The organism is Paraburkholderia sp. CNPSo 3281, from assembly GCF_024206515.1.
In the GTDB taxonomy this organism is placed as follows: domain Bacteria; phylum Pseudomonadota; class Gammaproteobacteria; order Burkholderiales; family Burkholderiaceae; genus Paraburkholderia; species Paraburkholderia nodosa.
In genome coordinates this window covers 1-16088 of the sequence record NZ_JAMBPS010000055.1, presented here as the reverse complement: position 1 = coordinate 16088, position 16088 = coordinate 1, and the positions used below count along the sequence as shown (strand labels likewise).

Here is a 16088-nt window from a genome sequence, read left to right as displayed (position 1 = left end):
TCGCGACGCGCCGACCCGCGGGGAGAACCGCACATCGTTGTGTTAGCAAACATATCGCACTGCAATAATCCGGCGAATTTATTTGCACATCCTGGCTGCACAAGTCGGCGTTCTCCGATAATCTCCTCGAAAAGGTGCGCGCCCGACCGTCTTGGACAATGAGAATCCCCCACGGACGACGCCTCAACTGATATCGAATCGCAACGCGTTTGTGTCGTTACCATCCGCAACGAGGGAATCATTGAGAACCCGCATCGCCTTACTCATCCTTGCGCTCGCGCTGCCATGGGCGCCGCTCTTCGCGGCGCCGCCCGCCGAGCCCGCGCCTGACACGATGCAGGCCCGCGTGATGGGTTGCGCGGCCTGTCACGGCGCACACGGCGAAGGCACCGACAACGACTACTTTCCGCGTCTCGCGGGCAAGCCGGCGGGCTATCTGTTCAACCAGCTCGTCGCCTTCCGCGACGGCGGCCGCAGCTACCCGCCCATGAACTATCTGCTGGCGTATTTGCCCGACGCCTACCTCAAGCAGATCGCGGAATTCTTCTCGCAGCAGCACCCGCCCTATCCGCCGCCCGCCAAACCCACGGTCGACGCCGCCACGCTCGCGCTCGGCAAAACGCTCGTCATGAACGGCGACAGCAAGCGTAACGTGCCCGCCTGCGCAGGCTGCCATGGCGCCTCGCTCACGGGCATGCAGCCGGCCATTCCGGGCCTCGTGGGCCTGCATGCGAACTACATCAGCGCGCAGCTCGGCGCGTTCCGCTACGGCACGCGCCGCGCCGCTGCGCCCGACTGCATGCACGACATCGCCACCCGTCTCGCCGACCGCGACATCACCGCGATCGCGGCCTGGCTCTCGTCGCAACCCGCGCCCACCGATACGACGCCGGCGGCGGCCTCGCCGCTGCCGCTCGCGTGCGGCAGCGTCCATAACTAGCCGGGGCCTCGACGTGCGCAGACTTCGATCCCTTCTCCCGTCATCGTCAAAGCCACTCGCGACGCGCCTCTCGCTCGCGGCCGCCACGCTCTGCATGGGCGCCGCGGTCGCGCTCGCACAAACGGCCGCGCCCAGCGCGAACGCAGCGGACGCGGCGAGCGCCGCCGCAGCGGCAGCCACGGCCAACGCGAAGCCGGTGGCGAGCAACGCCGAACTGATCGCGCGCGGCGAATATCTCGCGCGCGCCGGCGACTGCATTGCGTGCCACACCGTGCCTTCCGAGCAGATGTTCGGCGGCGGGCGTCCGATGGAAACGCCGTTCGGCACGCTCTACACGCCGAACATCTCGTCGGACAAGACCTTCGGCATCGGCTCGTGGACCGCCGACGAGTTCTACCGCATGCTGCACGAGGGCAAGTCGCGCGACGGCACGCTGCTCTATCCGGCCATGCCGTTCGCGTCATATACCAAGGTCACGCGCGCGGACTCGGACGCCATCTTCGCGTACCTGCTCTCCACCCAGCCCGTGCGCAAGGAGAACCGCGCGCACGACCTGCGCTTCCCGTATAACAAGCGCGCGCTGCTGCTCGGCTGGCGCACGCTGTTCTTCCGCCAGGGCGAGTTCAAGCCCGACCCGAAGCAGTCCGCCGAATGGAATCGCGGCGCCTATCTCGTGGAAGGCCTCGGCCACTGCACGATGTGCCACACGGCCATCAACGCGCTGGGCGGCAACTCGCCCTCGAAGGCGTTCGAGGGCGGTCTGATTCCCGTGCAGAACTGGTACGCGCCTTCGCTCACCTCGAACAAGGAAGCGGGCCTTGGCGACTGGAGCATCGAGGACATCGTCGATCTGCTGCACGCGGGCGTGTCGAAGCGCGGCGCCGTGTACGGCCCGATGGCCGAAGTGGTCTATGACAGCTTCCAGTACCTCACCGAAGACGACGTGCGCGCCGTGGCCGTGTATCTGAAGTCGCTGCCGGGCCGCAACAACGAGGTCGACAAGTCGCCCAAGAGCACCTTCGTGACGGAGGAAGCCGCCCGCCTCGTGCCGCTCGGCAAGAAGATCTACGAGTCGCAGTGCGCGGTGTGTCACGCGACCGAAGGCCAGGGCAAGCCGCCGCATTTCCCGCCGCTCGCCGACAACCAGTCGATCCAGATGAACTCGGCCGTCAATCCCATCCGCATGGTCCTCAATGGCGGCTATGCGCCGGGCACGAGAAAGAACCCCATGCCTTATGGCATGCCGCCTTTCGCGCAGTCGCTCTCCGATGAAGAAGTGGCGGCCGTGGTCACGTATATCCGCACGGCGTGGGGCAATCACGGCACGCCGGTTTCCGTACACGAAGTGAACGCGCTGCGTTCCGCGCCGCTTTTCTGAGGCTGCGATGATCGAAACTCCCGTACCCGAACAACCGGGCGAGCGCCCGCAACATGAACAGGTCGACGAGATCGTGGCCAGCGGCCCGGGCGGCGCGCTCGCGGTAGCGGGCATTGCCACGGCGATCGTGGCCGCGCTCTGGTTCATCTTCTACTTCGTCGTGTTCCTGCCGCGCGGCGTCATCCAATAGCTCAGACAGACAAGAAAAGGCCGGCCTCATGTCGAATCCGCTCGATAACCATGCCAGTGCCGAAGTCGCCGCGCGCGTCGAGCGCCGCTGGGCGACGGTCATGGTGGCGTTCGTCTCCCTGCTCGTGGCCGTGGTGGTGTTTACGGGCCTGCACTGGGCCATGATGCCGCCCTCGCGCGTGGAACTCGTCAATCCGGAAATGCTGCACGTGTCCGGCGAATTCGTCGAGTCGAACCTGGGCAGCGCCGTGGAAACCGACGGCTCCGTGACGGTGCGCATTCTCGCCCAGCAATACTCGTTCACGCCGCAATGCATCCTCGTCCCGGCGAACACGCCCATTACGTTTCGCGCGACTAGCGCCGATGTCGTGCACGGCTTTCTCGTTACCGACACCAACCTGAACTCGATGGTCGAGCCGGGCTACATCTCAACGTTCCGCACGACCTTCGACAAACCCGCCGACCACCTCATGCCGTGTCACGAATACTGCGGCACTGGCCACCAGGGCATGTGGGCCCACGTGAAGGTCATCGACAAGGACGCCTTCATGCAGATGGCGAACCAGGCAGGCAATTCAGCGCGGAGACTCAGCTGTGTTAAATAACAAGCGACTCGTACTCGCCCACTTCTGGCTCGCGTTCATCGTCTTTGGCGTGGCGCTGCTGCTCGGCGCGTGGCAGATGTTCGTGCGCAGCCCGCTGCACCCCTGGCTCAACGACCCCGAGCTTTACTACCGCTCGGTCACGGAACACGGCACCGTGATGGGTTACGTGTTTCCCACGCTCATCGCCATGGGCTTCGGCTACGCGGTCAGCGAACTGGCGCTCAAGCGCCCGCTCGTGGGCGTGAAGTGGGCCTGGCTCGGCTTCATCCTGCTCGCGCTCGGCGCCGTCACGGCCTCGGTACCCGTGGCGCTCGGCCTCGCCTCCGTGCTCTATACGTTCTACCCGCCGATGATCGGCAACGTGTTCTATTACCTGGGCGTCGTGCTCGTCGTGGTGGGCTCGTGGGTCTGGGTCGCGCTGATGGGCATAAACACCGCGAAATGGAAGCGTGAGAATCGCGGCAAACCCCTGCCGCTCGCCATGTTCGCGACCACGGCGGGCGCGTATCTCTGGGGCTGGACCGCGGTGGGCGCGGCCATCGAAGTGCTGTTCCAGATCCTGCCCGTGGCCTTCGGCTGGCGCAATACGATCGACGCGGGTCTCGCGCGCGTGTTCTTCTCCTGGACCCTGCACGCCATCGTCTACTTCTGGCTCGTGCCCGCCTATATCGCCTACTACACGATCATTCCGCGCGCGATTGGCGGCCGGCTCTACAGCGACGTGATGGCGCGCATTTCGTTCATCCTGTTTCTCGTGGTGGCCATGCCGATCGGCCTGCACCACCTCTTCACCGATCCGCAGGTGGGCTCGGGCTTCAAGTTCGTGCAGTCGGTGTTCACGGCGCTCGTCTCGGTGCCCACGCTGCTCACCGTGTTCACGATCTGCGCGTCGGTCGAAATCGCCGGGCGGCTGCGCGGCGGCAAGGGCCCGTTCGGCTGGATCGCGAAGCTGCCGTGGCAGAACCCGCAAATGCTGGCCGTGGCGTTCTCGTTCGTCATGCTCGGCTTTGGCGGCGCGGGCGGCCTCATCAACATGAGCTACCAGCTCGACCAGACCATCCATAACACGCAGTGGATCACGGGCCACTTTCACCTGATCTATGGCGGCGCGATCGTCATCATGTATTTCGCCATCGCCTACGACCTGTGGCCGCAGATCACGGGCCGCGCGCTCAACAACTGGCGCCTCATGCGCTGGCAGTTGTGGCTGTGGTTCATCGGGATGATCGTGACGACCTTTCCGTGGCACCTGGTCGGCCTTATGGGCATGCCGCGGCGCATGGCCTACTACGACTACAGCGACCCGGCGCTCGCGGGCCAGGGCGCACTCGTGGTGCTCTCGGCCATTGGCGGACTGATCCTCGTGATCTCGGCGGTGCTGTTCTTCACCGTGCTGCTCCAGGGGCATCGCAGCGAGGCGGCCGCGCCCGAGGAATATCGCTTCAGCAAGCCGGTGCACGAGTCGGCCACGCTGCCGGTGGCGCTCAATAGCTTCGGGCTGTGGGTCGTGCTGATGATCGCGCTCACGATCACCAACTATGGCTACCCGATCGCGCAACTGCTGGCGACGCCCGAAACGGCCGTGCCCGCGATCCCGATTGGAGCACAGCGATGAGCGACGAACGCCTGTTCTCGTTTCGCAATGTGTGGTTTCGCGCGGGCGTGGGCACGGCGATCGTCGTGTTCGTCGTCTCCGTGCTGATCGGCTTCATCTGGCTGCCTTCCGCGAAGAGCGACCCGTATTTTCAGGGCATCTGGACGGCGATCTGCAGCGCGGCCGGCGTGCCGCGCGAGTGGCACCCGGTCGGGTCGGCGGTGCCGCCGGGCTACCAGCTGAGCCAGGTCGAACTGACGCCGCACATGCTCGACGGCGCGACGACGCTCTCGGTTGGCCGCGGCGCGACGCTCGCCTTGCGCTGCACGATGTGCCATGGCCCGCGCGGCATCAGCATGGCCAATTCGCCGAATCTGGCGGGCCAGTTCGCCATCGTGGTCTTCAAGGAACTGCACGACTTCCAGACCGGCGCCCGCCAGAACGCGGTGATGTCGCCCATGGCGCGCGATCTGTCCGACGAGGACATGCGCGACCTCGCCGCCTACTACGCCTCGCTGCAGCCGATCGCGCACCTGCATGGCGGCGCACCCGCCATCGTGGCGCACGGCGCGCCGCTGCGCAATATTCCCGCGTGCGCGGCCTGCCACGGCGGCGTGGACAGCAAGATCGGCAGCCCGTGGCTCGACGGCCTGCCGGCCGCGTACACCAAGGCGCAGTTGCTCGCGTTCGCGAACGGCACGCGCCATAACGACATTTCCGAGCAGATGCGCAACATCGCGCGCAACATGACGCCCGAGGAAATCGACGCGGCGGCCGCCTGGTACGCGGGCGAAACGCCGCCGAAGCAACCCTGAACCCAACCACGCGGGGCTTGCGGCGGTACGCAAATTGCGCGCCCTGCACGTCCCTCACCCCACCTCGCGGAGCGACATCATGCAAAAGACGGCATCGGCAAAATGGCACGGCGGCATCAAGGACGGTCAGGGCACGATCTCCACGCAAACCGGCGTGCTCAAGGAAGCGCCGTATGGCTTCGCCTCGCGCTTCGAAGGCGGTCCCGGCACCAACCCCGAGGAGTTGATCGGCGCGGCGCACGCGGGCTGCTTCACGATGGCGTTCTCGCTCTTTCTCACCCAGGCGGGCTTCACGGCCGAGAGCATCGAGACAAAATCGACCGTCACACTCGACAAGGTGGGCGAAGGCTTCGCCATCACGAGCTGCCAGCTCGACATGACCGCGAAGATTCCGGGCATCGATCAAGCGAAGTTCGACGAGCTTTCGAAGGGCGCCAAGGAGAACTGCCCGGTGTCGAAGCTCTTCGCCAACAACGCGAAGATCACGCTCAACGCCAAGCTCGTTTGAGAGGCTGTCATGGCCGTCCCCCATGCCGCGCCGGGTGAGGTCTTCGACGTGCGTCCGCTAGGCGGCGCGCTCAAGAACGCGAAGTCGACTACCCTGATCCGCGCGCAGCAACTCGAAGTCATGCGCATCGTGCTGCCCGCGGGCAAGCGCCTTCCCGAGCACAGCGTGCCCGGCGAGATCACGGTGCAGTGCGTGGAAGGCGTGATCCGTTTCTTCGTGAACGGCGACCCGCGCACCATGCACGCCGGCGACATGCTGCTGCTCGGTGGCGGCGAAACGCACGCGCTGGAAGCGCTCGACGACGCCTCCGTGATCGTCACGATTCATCTTGCCCATGGGGACAAGTAAGGGTTAGTGCAGCATCCGCCATAAAAAAGGGCGTGTCCTGGCGAATGCCGGACACGCCCTTTTACTTGTCGAAGACGGGTTGCCCCGCCTCGCTCATTGCTTCGACGGCTGCGGATCGTCGTTGAGCGTCTTGAGGAACGCGATGATGTCCTGAATGTCGCTTTGCGTCATCGCCGGCTTGTCGCCGAACTTGCGGTCGAACGGCGCATCTTTCACGTCCACGTTCTTCTGGAACTGCGGCGGAATATCGTCGTACTTGTCGATCTTGCCGTCGGGGCCGTGCGGATAGAACTTGCCCGGGTCCGTATTGCGATCGTTGTAGAACGCCATTACGTCGTCGAGGTTGTGGTACACGCCGTTATGGAAAAACACCGTGCGCGTGGCCGAATTGCGCAGCGTGGGCGTGAGGAACATGCCGCAGTACTGCGTCTGGTCCTTGAAGTCCGAGCGGAACGGGCCGCATACGCCCATATCGAAGAAGTGCGGGTCCTTGTTCTGCGCGAGCTTGTTGTTGCGCGGCACGCCCAGCGCCTCGTACTGGTAGTCGGTGAACATGGGCGGCAGGCCGTCCTTGCCGGGCTTCGAGAGGTGGCAGCCCGCGCAGTTCGCCTTGTTCGGGTCGTTGAAGAGGCGCAGGCCGCGCAGCTCGGCTTGCGAGAGGCGCGCATGGCCTTCGAGCCAGCGATCGTACTTGCTGTTATAGAGATGGAACGACTGATCTTCCACCTGGTAGCGCGAGATGGCGAACATCGCCTCCGCTACGGCCAGCTTCGGGTCGCCAAAGATCCGGTCTCCGAACAGCTCCGTAAAGTGCTTCGCATACGGCGCCTTTTCGAGCTTCGTCGCCACCTGTTCGATGCTCGTGTTCGCCATTTCCACGGGATTGAGCAGCGGGCCATACGCCTGCTGCTGCAGCGTGTCGGCGCGGCCGTCCCAGAACAGGCCGCCCTGCGGCACCATCTCCACGGAAGTCGATGCGCCGCCCGCCACCTTCTGCGACTTCACGACGTCGGCTGCGGCCGTGGCCTGCTGGGCGACCGTCGGCGCGTCGTCGGCTTCGCCCTGGTCGGGCCCGATGCTGAAGTTCGGTTGACGGTACAGATACATGAGCGAAGGCGGCGGACGATAACCCTGCTGGTTCATCGCGAGGCCGCCAATCTGCACGTCGTGCCCATTGGGAGGACCGTAGGAACGGTCAGGGCTATGGCACGACGCACAGGACTGCTGACCGGAGCCCGAGAGCGCCGGATCGAAAAAGAGCTGCTTGCCGAGCTGCGCCATCGCCGAAAGCGGTGCGACTGGCGGGCGCTGCAGCACCACCGGGTGCGGATTCGCGCCCGTCAGGTTCTCGACGACCTCGCCCACGGCATCGGGCACGCTGGCCGGAAACGCCACGGCGTAGGCGCAAAAACCCAGTGCGCCGACCGCGATCACGGCGGCGGCGGCGCGCAGGACGAGCCGCGTGGGGCTCGCCGCGCTGCGCGGTTTGGGTGAAGACGGTGTAGGCGAAGTGGAAAGCTCGGACATGATGCGATCTTTCTTTGCGTAATACCACGAGAAGGAAAAGCCGAACGCCGCGAGCACCCAGCGAACATCGAAGCTGGCGCGCAACGCGGCGAGAGCCACACGACGTGACAACGGCGCGAGGCCGGCCGTCCTGCACGCGCGCGACTTGCGCGTGCCGACGGTCGAACCTCGCGCCGGCCGTCGATCAGATCGACGGCGCGCACCAGTGCGCCCTGCCGCCGCGGCGTTCAGACGGCGCCCATCCATCCTGCCGACAGGCCCCAATGCGCCTTACATCAGAGCGAGCGCATTACAACATCGCAGGATGACTACACGGCGACCGTTTAATTTCCAAATACTTTCAGTTATTTTCAGAATCGAAAGAATCGCTGGAGGGACGGTGTGTGCAGGGTTCTGGATTCGGCCCTGGATTCGGTCCGTGCGCAGGGGCCGGGATTGAGCCGATTGCACTCCTTGGGGCGCGAGCTATAACTGAAAGCACAGTGCGGATGTTCTCTGCGCCCGCGCGCCCTTCTTCTTGCGCCGCGCCGCGCTGTGCCGCCCCCGAATGCGTGGGCGCGCTTCCTTCGTGAGCAGTGAGCTAAGACGTTCGGCAGCCGTGCGCTGCGCGCAGGCATCCCGACTTTCCAGATGAGTGTGCGACTTAAGGCTTTGCGTCTTGCTCGCGCGCACCTTCGCCGCGGAGCCACTCCGCCGTTATCCCGCAGTGACTTCGTCATTGCCGCGAAGGCGCACTCACGAACTCGAGAAAGGAGGTTGATATGACATTACGCCTGGCATTGATCGCCACATGCGTGGCGGCTGTGACAGCCGTTGCGCCCGGCACGGCGCGCGCGAAGGACGAACCCGTTTCGCAGGAGCGCGCGCATCAGACGATGACCGACGACGCCGATGCTTCGGCTCAGGCCAGCACCGATATGTCGTATGGCGGCACGCCCGATACGCACAGCGCCTCAGGCCATCGCACGGGCAAGATGTGCTGGCCGCGTCCCGACTGCGACGTGTTTTTTGGTCACTGACCCGCGCCCGGTGAGCGAGCGCCGATGAACCTGAGGCGGCGGCGCGCAAGATCCGCCGCCCTCGCCTCTCACACTTTCAATGCCTGCGCGCGGGCTGGCCGCCGCGTTACGCGCGCCGGGCGAAACCCACCGCGCGCCACGTAAACAGCGCGCCCGCCAGCATCAGCAGGCTCGTGCCGAGGAACACGGCGCGCATGCCCAGATGCCCGCCGACGAAGCCGCCGATCAGCGGGCCAAGCACCTGCCCCGTGAATTGCGCCGATACCGAATAGCCGAGCACGCTGCCCGCGGCATGGTCCGGCGCGTTGTGACGAATGACCGTCGCGATGCACGGCAGAAGCGCAGCAAGCGAGACGCCCATGAGAAAACGCAGCGCGACGAGTTGCCAGCCCGCCGTGACGAACGCCTGCGGCACGAGCAGCAATGCCGAGGCCGTGAGCGCCCCGACGATCACTTTCGCGTGCCCCACACGGTCCGCAACGCGCCCGAGCCGCGACGCCGCGACGATGCTGCCGAGCGCCGCCGCCGACATCGCGAGGCCCGCGACGAAAGTCACACGCGCGGGGTCGTGCACGAGCGTCGCCACGTACACAGTGATGATCGGTTCGATCGACATGTTGGCGAGCATCAGCAGCATGCCGGTCACGAGCATGGCGACGATCGGGCGCTTGTCGGGGAGCGCCGACCAGCCGCCCTTCTGCGCGGCATGCGCGACGCGCGCGGGGCGCGGCGCTTCCTTCACGAACACGCAGGTCGCGATGAAGGCCGCGAAGATCGTTGCGCCCGCGACCCAGAACGTGGCGCGCAGGCCGATGAGCGGCGGCAGCGATCCGCCCAGCAGCGGTCCGATGAGATTGCCGGCCATGATGCCCGACGACAGCACGCCGAGCGCCCACGCCGAACGGTGACGCGGCGTTTGGGTGGCGACGAGGATGGTCGAGCCCGACGAATAACCGCCCGCGAAACCCGCGAGCAAACGCAGCGCGACGAGCTGCCAGATATTGCGCGACATGCCGATGAGCGACATCGTGATCGCCATGCCGAGGCTCGCGCGCACGAGCATGGGCTTGCGGCCGTAGCGGTCGCCGAGGCGCCCCCACACGGGAGCGACGAGCGCGGCCGTGAAAAACGTCGCGCTGTACGCAATACCCGACCACTGCACGATCGCCGCGTGGCCGTGCACGCCCAGTTCCTCCACGTAGAGCGGCAGGAACGGCAGCATCAGCGTCATGGCGACGAGCGTCGTGAACGAGCCCACCACGCAGACCGCGAGATTGCGCCGCCAGTGTTGCTCGACATCGGCGTCGTGCGGATTTTCGGGTAGCGCTTGCTGCGTGCGGGAGACGGCAGGCGATGGCGTCGATGAAGATGCGGAAGTCGAATCGGACACCCCGGCGCGATCGCGTGGCGGATCGTCGGGGTCTTCTGCGCGGGAGGTCATCGGCGGATCGAGGCAGCGGCGGGCTACGCGCTTCGCCCGCTTGCCGGGTGAAGTCGCAAGGCACCTACGTTAAGCGAAGCGCGCCGCACCTGTCAATTTTTTAAGCGCCCGCCGAAGATGGGCGCTCAGGCGCCGGCCGCAGGTACTGGTGTGAGGCGCGCAGCGGGTTTACCGCTTATTGCACGGCGGTCTGCAGCAGCCCCACCATGCGCTGCAGCGGCACGAGCACTTCAGTGTCGATGCCATAGAGCGGGCCAAGCGTCTGCGAGACGTCGCGATAGTCGAGCCGCGTGTGGCCTTCGTTGTCTTCCCAGACCACCATGCGCAGCGGCAACTCCACCGCCGCGTGCGGGTTGGCCGCCATGACGGGCGTACCCGCCTTCGGATTGCCGAACAGGATGAGACGCGTGCGGCGCAGGCTGAGCCCCGCGGTCTCGGCGGCTTCGCGCTGGTCGACGTCGGCGAAGATATCCGCGCCCGCCTTGGCCAGCGCGGTCTTCAGGCGCGCGATCGTCGTGTCGAAGTCGTGGGCGCTCTTGAGCGTCAGCACGGACGAGGGATGTTGCCCGTATTCGGCCATGACAAACTCCTCCTATGGCGCACGGCCCGCGCGAATGCGCGATGCATGCAACGGCACTTTATCCCAGAATGCGCAGCGGATGATCCAGGGCGCGCGCGGGGAGGATTCAGCGAGGCCAATCACATCTACAATGGCTCACTAAAGGGTTACACGTGTTTTACACGCGAATCCGCCGTGTAACACTTCGAGTTGCCTTACCCAGTGGACTTTTCAGAATTCCCGCGCTAGTCCCGGGCGGTATGTTACTCATTCGATCACGCGGATCGTCCCCGTCAAGGCTGATTCGTCACTACAACACGCCTGATCGATTACCGAGCCGCCGAGACCGGAAATAGCACTTCAAGCATCATCGATCGAAGCGGGGGCGAAGAGCATCTAGTGAGATCGCAGACCAGCTCCCCTCAGACAGCGATTGAGTTTAAGTCCGATCGCTTCGACTGCTGCCAGAATTCACGATAACGAGCACAGTTTTCCATTAAATCAACATGCGGTCCGTTTGCTACTACCGCTCCATCAGACAAGAAAACGACCTCGTCCGCAATTTCGGCGTGAGCAACCCGATGAGTAATCAAAACAATGGTAGATCGTCCGCTGAATCGAGCGCGTAGCAGAGCTATCGCACGAGCGTCGCTTGCGGCGTCTAGCCCGGACGTCGTCTCATCAAGAATAAAAACCGGAACATTGATTCCCATCAATCGCGATATTTCAACCTTCTGCACCTGCCCTCCCGACAACTTGCTCCCCCCTTCACCGACGCTCACAGTCAGATCTATCGGCGCCCCATTTTTATAAAAATCGAGATCACTAAGATATTTCTTTGCGTCTTCATCGTTGAGATTTGACGGATGGTATTTAACATTCTCCCCAATGGTCCGATTCAACAACATCGCCTCCTGAGGCACGTACAAACCGTACCTCGACCGTTCGAGCGGGTCGACGCCATGAATTTTCACTCCGTCGTATGCAACGAAGCCACAGCAGGGATCAAGCAAACCTGCCATAATCTTGGCAAACGTCGATTTGCCACTACCATTGTGCCCGACGATTGCGACGAACGTACCGCGCTGTACAGTCAGGTTGATATTTTTCAGTGCGAAATTTTGCTTGCCCCGATCAAATGAAAGATTACATATTTTTAGTGAACACGGAGTGTCATTCCCGCCGGAATTCTGGACAGGCGGACTACTCTCCGAAGAAATAGACGAGATTATTTCACCAATATTCGCCAAAGCGCTTCCACATTGGCGGATCACGAAGCCGAACGCACCCAACGGCATGGCAAATTGAAAAGCGTAGGCCTGCAATAGTACAAAGTCGCCAACCGTGATCGAACCTTGAGACACATCTTTCACGCACATGGCAAAAAGGACCAATAATCCAATAGATACTACGCTATATTGAACTACGGCAGCCTTGGCAAGCAATTTTGATCGGTTCCAGTTCGCGAGAACGCGCCCCCTGACTTTCGATGAAATATAGTCAATCTCATATGGAATTGCGCCATTGCTAAGTATTTTTTGAGAATTTCGAAGAACGTCTGACACTGTCGCCGATAAAATTCCGGCGGTTTCATTGGTTTCTGCCGCACTCTCCTCGTATCGCTTCGAATTTATATAAGAGAAGAATAAAAAAGCAAAAAAAACAAGCAACATAACTACGAAATACTGCGCTGGAAGGAGCGTAGCTATGAGGGCAATGGAAACTACGATTTGCGCGACGACCGGGACTACCTTCCACAATAAACCTTCTATAATTACCTGGAGACTATAGGGAAGACGTTCCAAAGTGCCAGTCACCCTGCCGCTTTCATTTAGCGAGCCTTTTGCCAAGTCCGGTATTCTTATGCGCAGGACCTTTTTGAATATATAACCGCAAAGTTCATGAACAATCCTCGTCGTATATGTTAACGTTGCAATCGAGGCAATCGCCGACAAGGACCAAAATATTATAAAAGCGCTTACGAGCGCAAGGCCTTCAGTTGAGTCCCGTCGCGACAACGCGTCGACCGCGAATTTCAACGTAAATGGACCCAGAACGAACAGAGCCTGAGTGACAAGTTCAATTCCTGCGCCTATTACTATAAACCTGCGTGCGCCGACTTCTTGAATGAACATCAAACGCATCGTCTCTTTTAAGATTAAAAAATTCTTCCAATTCATTCCCGTAGACCTCTGGTTTGAACTTAAAAAAATTTGCAGACAATCATATTGCCAAGTGGTACATTCAATAGTTGCAAGCACATACTCCTGGCAGGCAAGCCCTCCCCTTCCGGGTTATCCCGTCGAGGCCGACAACTACCCATCGGATGCCGCATCGTGTGTTGCCACAACCGGCAGGGAAATTGATTCCGAATTTTTGAGAAATCTACGGTTTAGCCCCATTTCACAATATATTCTGTACACCCGTTTATGGTTCCATGAAAATCCCTGCTTGCGCATCTCATCAAAGCATCTCCTAAATCCCCAGTCATGACGCTCGGTTAAAATTCTTCGCAATGCGTTGGCGATCTCGTCATCCCTGCTAGAGGATTTGCGTGGCCTCTTGTAATACGCCGCCCGCGAGAGGCCCACAATTTGACAGGCTCGAGAAATCGTGATTGGTACGTCAAGGAGCTTTTCCACGACCTCTCGCCTGGCAGACGGCGTTAAGGTTTTAAATTCAGTGCATTTCGGATCGCCCTATTCTCGATTTCCAGTCTTTGGCAAACTTGTCGCAACTGGATATTCTCCATCTCCAGCTCGTGGGCCTTTGAATTCCCATGGCTGGAATCATCGAGATACCGCCTGATCCATAAATAATATGTCGCCCTACTAATTCCATGTTCCTTGCAAAGAGCAGGAATCGATTCGAATGCCGCACGCGAGTCCAATATGGCGATAATTTGTTGCTGGGTGAATTTTGACTTCTTCACTATGCCCCCCTTTTTGGGATGCTGCTTCCAACAGTTCACGTTTGGGCGAATTCCAGTAAGTACAGCCACCCCTAGACCAGCCGCCCCGCATATCTTTTGGTGACCGCTCTTCCCCCTGAGAGTTATCGCATCGGCTGGAAATAATAATGTAAGCCATCTCAAAACGAAAATAACAGTGATTCTCATTTGTATTTACTATTGCACCCATCCCGTGATTGGGTGACCTTATGCGGAATGGCTCATTCTTAATCGATGAGGGTGTCCTTACACCATGACACCGGCATTGCTAATTAGACCGACTGCCAAGAGCTTTCCGAGCGCTTTCCGGCCTGCGCTACGAGAGGGATAGCTGCGACGGTCGGGTGCCAGGAGAGCGGCAATCGCTCGTGTGAGATGGGCAGTGTTCCAGCGTCGAGGCCGAGGCCTCGAAATTCAGCCCGCTAGAAGTGACCTCACTACCTCGGGCAGTCTTGGTGGGTACGCCCGAGGCAGTCACGCTGCCAAGTTATTCGCAGGCAGCGCAGCGAAGTTTGCCTCATTTGGTGTGTGATTCGACAGGCGCGAATGGTACCGCTTCCGATTGTCCAACTCGCTATGGCCGATGGAGCGTCGTGAGTGGTTGGATTGGCAAGCCTGTTATCTCTTTTCTGTTAGCGCCGATGTAAAACTGACCCACAGGGGGTGCGGCTAAATTCTTGGACTGGTTTTATGCCCCAATTCCGAGACTCTCCCGGTATCGAGCGGGCTGAGCGAGCCAAGCGAGACCTTGATGCGCTTTGCGTTATACCAGCGAATGTAGGAGTCGACTACCTCAATGAATTGCTCAACGGTGGTGGCCTGCCAGTCCCGAGAATAGAACAACTCCGTTTTCAGCCGCCCGAAGAAGCCTTCGCAAGGCGCGTTATCTGGCGAACATCCTTTACGTGACATCGAGCGAATCAGCCTTGCCTCGCGCATCCGTGTGAGCCATCCAGGCCAGCGATAGTGCGCACCACGATCGGAGTGGACTACAGGTCTGACGTTGCTGTCGGTCACTGTCTCGATGGCTGCGTCCAGCATGGAATTTACAAGTTCGGCGTCCGGCCGCGTGCCGATAGACCAACTGACAACGAGCCCATCAAAGCAGTCGATCAATGGCGAGAGATACACCTTGCCAGCCGGAATCTGGAACTCGGTAATGTCGGTGAGCCACTTCTCATTCGGGGCTGCCGCTCGGAAATCACGATTAACGATGTTCTCGGGCGCAAGGCCTATTTCGCCCAGGTAGGAGCCGTAACGACGCCGTTTGGCAATGGCAGCAGCCAGCCCTTCCTGCCTCATCAAACGTCGCACGACTTTCTCCGATATGAAGGCCTACCGCCTGCCCAGTGCCGCGCGTATCCGGCGATAGCCGTAGCAACGGTGATTGTGCTCAAAGATCTCTGTGATAGCGCGACGCACGCCAGCATATTTGTCAGCGACAAGCAGTCGTGCCCGGTGGTAGAAGTAGGAACTACGTGCAAGACCTAGTACTACTGTGTCATAAAAAACATCTGCAGCGAAACGATACCTGGTATTATTGAATAATACATATTTCGGGCGATCGTGATGAGAGAAGATGTCGATGAATTTGACGAGTATCTGAACATCTGGCGCAGGCGTTAGGGCACGCCGATCGCCATGCCGGCCTCAAGGGTTACTGTTCGGGCTTGGTGATGCCATTGTCACGCAAGAGCGTCGAGCCGATGGCCGCGCATATTGACCCACTTCACGCGAGTGCGAAACATCAGTCACTCCACCATTTTGTGGCCAAGGCAGAATGGTCTGACCGGGCGGTCCTGCAGCGGGTACGAGAATGGGTGATGCCCGCGTTAGGCCTGCACGCTGCTGAAGAGACTGGCTATTACTGGATTATTGACGACACGGGCTTCCCGAAGAAAGGCAAGCATTCGGTCGGCGTAGCGCGGCAATACTGCGGGCAATTGGGCAAACAGGATAACTGCCAGATCGCCGTGAGCCTGTCGATCGCGACGCAACGCGGCAGCCTGCCAATTGCCTGGCAGCTGTATGTCCCCAAGGAATGGATTGAAGACCGGGAGCGAGCGCGTCGTGCGGGCATCCCCGACGATCTCGCCTTCGAAACCAAGCCACAGATTGCGCTGGCCCAACTCCGCGAGGCTGTCGCATCCGGTATTGGACCGGGCATTGTGCTCGCCGATGCCGGGTACGGCGACGAAACCGCTTTTCGGGAAGG

General features: G+C 61.3%; 15 protein-coding genes and 2 pseudogenes. 10 read left to right on the top strand and 7 right to left on the bottom strand.

The window, feature by feature from the left end:
• Positions 1-211: 211 nt before the first annotated feature.
• The 8 genes from M3I56_RS33385 (at position 212) to M3I56_RS33350 (ending at position 6377) form a co-directional block, all read left to right on the top strand.
• On the top strand, positions 212-940 hold the full coding sequence (locus M3I56_RS33385; RefSeq protein WP_375541835.1) for a c-type cytochrome: 729 nt from the start codon (positions 212-214) through the stop codon (positions 938-940).
• A gap of 94 nt (positions 941-1034) precedes the next feature.
• Entirely contained in the window at positions 1035-2318 is a 1284-nt protein-coding gene (locus M3I56_RS33380; RefSeq protein ID WP_254357651.1) for a cytochrome c, read from the top strand.
• Between the two features lie 7 nt (positions 2319-2325).
• Positions 2326-2508 carry a hypothetical protein gene (locus M3I56_RS33375; protein WP_028206326.1) on the top strand — a complete coding sequence of 61 codons (183 nt, stop codon included), beginning with the start codon at positions 2326-2328 and terminating at the stop codon, positions 2506-2508.
• Between the two features lie 28 nt (positions 2509-2536).
• Positions 2537-3112, top strand: a complete 576-nt coding sequence (locus M3I56_RS33370; protein ID WP_254357627.1) for a cytochrome C oxidase subunit II — start codon at positions 2537-2539, stop codon at positions 3110-3112.
• Positions 3102-4727, top strand: coding sequence for a cbb3-type cytochrome c oxidase subunit I (locus M3I56_RS33365; protein ID WP_028206327.1), 1626 nt, complete (start codon positions 3102-3104; stop codon positions 4725-4727). The genes M3I56_RS33370 and M3I56_RS33365 overlap by 11 nt, the downstream gene beginning before the upstream one ends.
• The gene (locus M3I56_RS33360; protein ID WP_028206328.1) at positions 4724-5521 is read left to right on the top strand and encodes a c-type cytochrome; all 798 of its coding nucleotides are present in this window, start codon (positions 4724-4726) and stop codon (positions 5519-5521) included. The genes M3I56_RS33365 and M3I56_RS33360 overlap by 4 nt, the downstream gene beginning before the upstream one ends.
• Before the next feature lie 79 nt (positions 5522-5600).
• Positions 5601-6029, top strand: coding sequence for an OsmC family protein (locus M3I56_RS33355; RefSeq protein WP_042260258.1), 429 nt, complete (start codon positions 5601-5603; stop codon positions 6027-6029).
• 9 nt (positions 6030-6038) lie between these two features.
• Positions 6039-6377 carry a cupin domain-containing protein gene (locus M3I56_RS33350; protein WP_254357626.1) on the top strand — a complete coding sequence of 113 codons (339 nt, stop codon included), beginning with the start codon at positions 6039-6041 and terminating at the stop codon, positions 6375-6377.
• Between the two features lie 93 nt (positions 6378-6470).
• Here M3I56_RS33350 and M3I56_RS33345 read toward each other — a convergent pair whose 3' ends face one another.
• Entirely contained in the window at positions 6471-7904 is a 1434-nt protein-coding gene (locus M3I56_RS33345) for a cytochrome-c peroxidase (RefSeq protein WP_254357625.1), read from the bottom strand.
• A gap of 761 nt (positions 7905-8665) precedes the next feature.
• On the opposite strand from M3I56_RS33345, the gene M3I56_RS33340 reads away from it, so the two are divergent.
• Positions 8666-8923, top strand: coding sequence for a hypothetical protein (locus M3I56_RS33340; protein WP_035514085.1), 258 nt, complete (start codon positions 8666-8668; stop codon positions 8921-8923).
• Between the two features lie 106 nt (positions 8924-9029).
• On the opposite strand, the gene M3I56_RS33335 is transcribed toward M3I56_RS33340, so the two are convergent.
• The 6 genes and pseudogenes from M3I56_RS33335 to M3I56_RS33320 form a co-directional block, all read right to left on the bottom strand.
• The gene (locus M3I56_RS33335; RefSeq protein ID WP_254357624.1) at positions 9030-10364 is read right to left on the bottom strand and encodes a multidrug efflux MFS transporter; all 1335 of its coding nucleotides are present in this window, start codon (positions 10362-10364) and stop codon (positions 9030-9032) included.
• A gap of 175 nt (positions 10365-10539) precedes the next feature.
• Entirely contained in the window at positions 10540-10944 is a 405-nt protein-coding gene (locus M3I56_RS33330) for a DUF302 domain-containing protein (RefSeq protein ID WP_254357623.1), read from the bottom strand.
• A gap of 401 nt (positions 10945-11345) precedes the next feature.
• A complete protein-coding gene (locus M3I56_RS33325; protein ID WP_254357622.1) occupies positions 11346-13103 on the bottom strand; it encodes an ABC transporter ATP-binding protein in 1758 nt (585 codons plus the stop codon).
• 135 nt (positions 13104-13238) lie between these two features.
• On the bottom strand, positions 13239-13514 hold the full coding sequence (locus M3I56_RS41785) for an IS3 family transposase (protein WP_375541836.1): 276 nt from the start codon (positions 13512-13514) through the stop codon (positions 13239-13241).
• A 74-nt stretch (positions 13515-13588) separates the two neighbouring features.
• Positions 13589-14041 carry a transposase gene (locus M3I56_RS41780; RefSeq protein WP_375541834.1) on the bottom strand — a complete coding sequence of 151 codons (453 nt, stop codon included), beginning with the start codon at positions 14039-14041 and terminating at the stop codon, positions 13589-13591.
• A 520-nt stretch (positions 14042-14561) separates the two neighbouring features.
• Positions 14562-15364 (bottom strand): annotated as a pseudogene (locus tag M3I56_RS33320) (IS3 family transposase); the annotation flags it as partial.
• Between the two features lie 78 nt (positions 15365-15442).
• On the opposite strand from M3I56_RS33320, the pseudogene M3I56_RS33315 reads away from it, so the two are divergent.
• Positions 15443-16088 (top strand): annotated as a pseudogene (locus M3I56_RS33315) (IS701 family transposase); the annotation flags it as partial.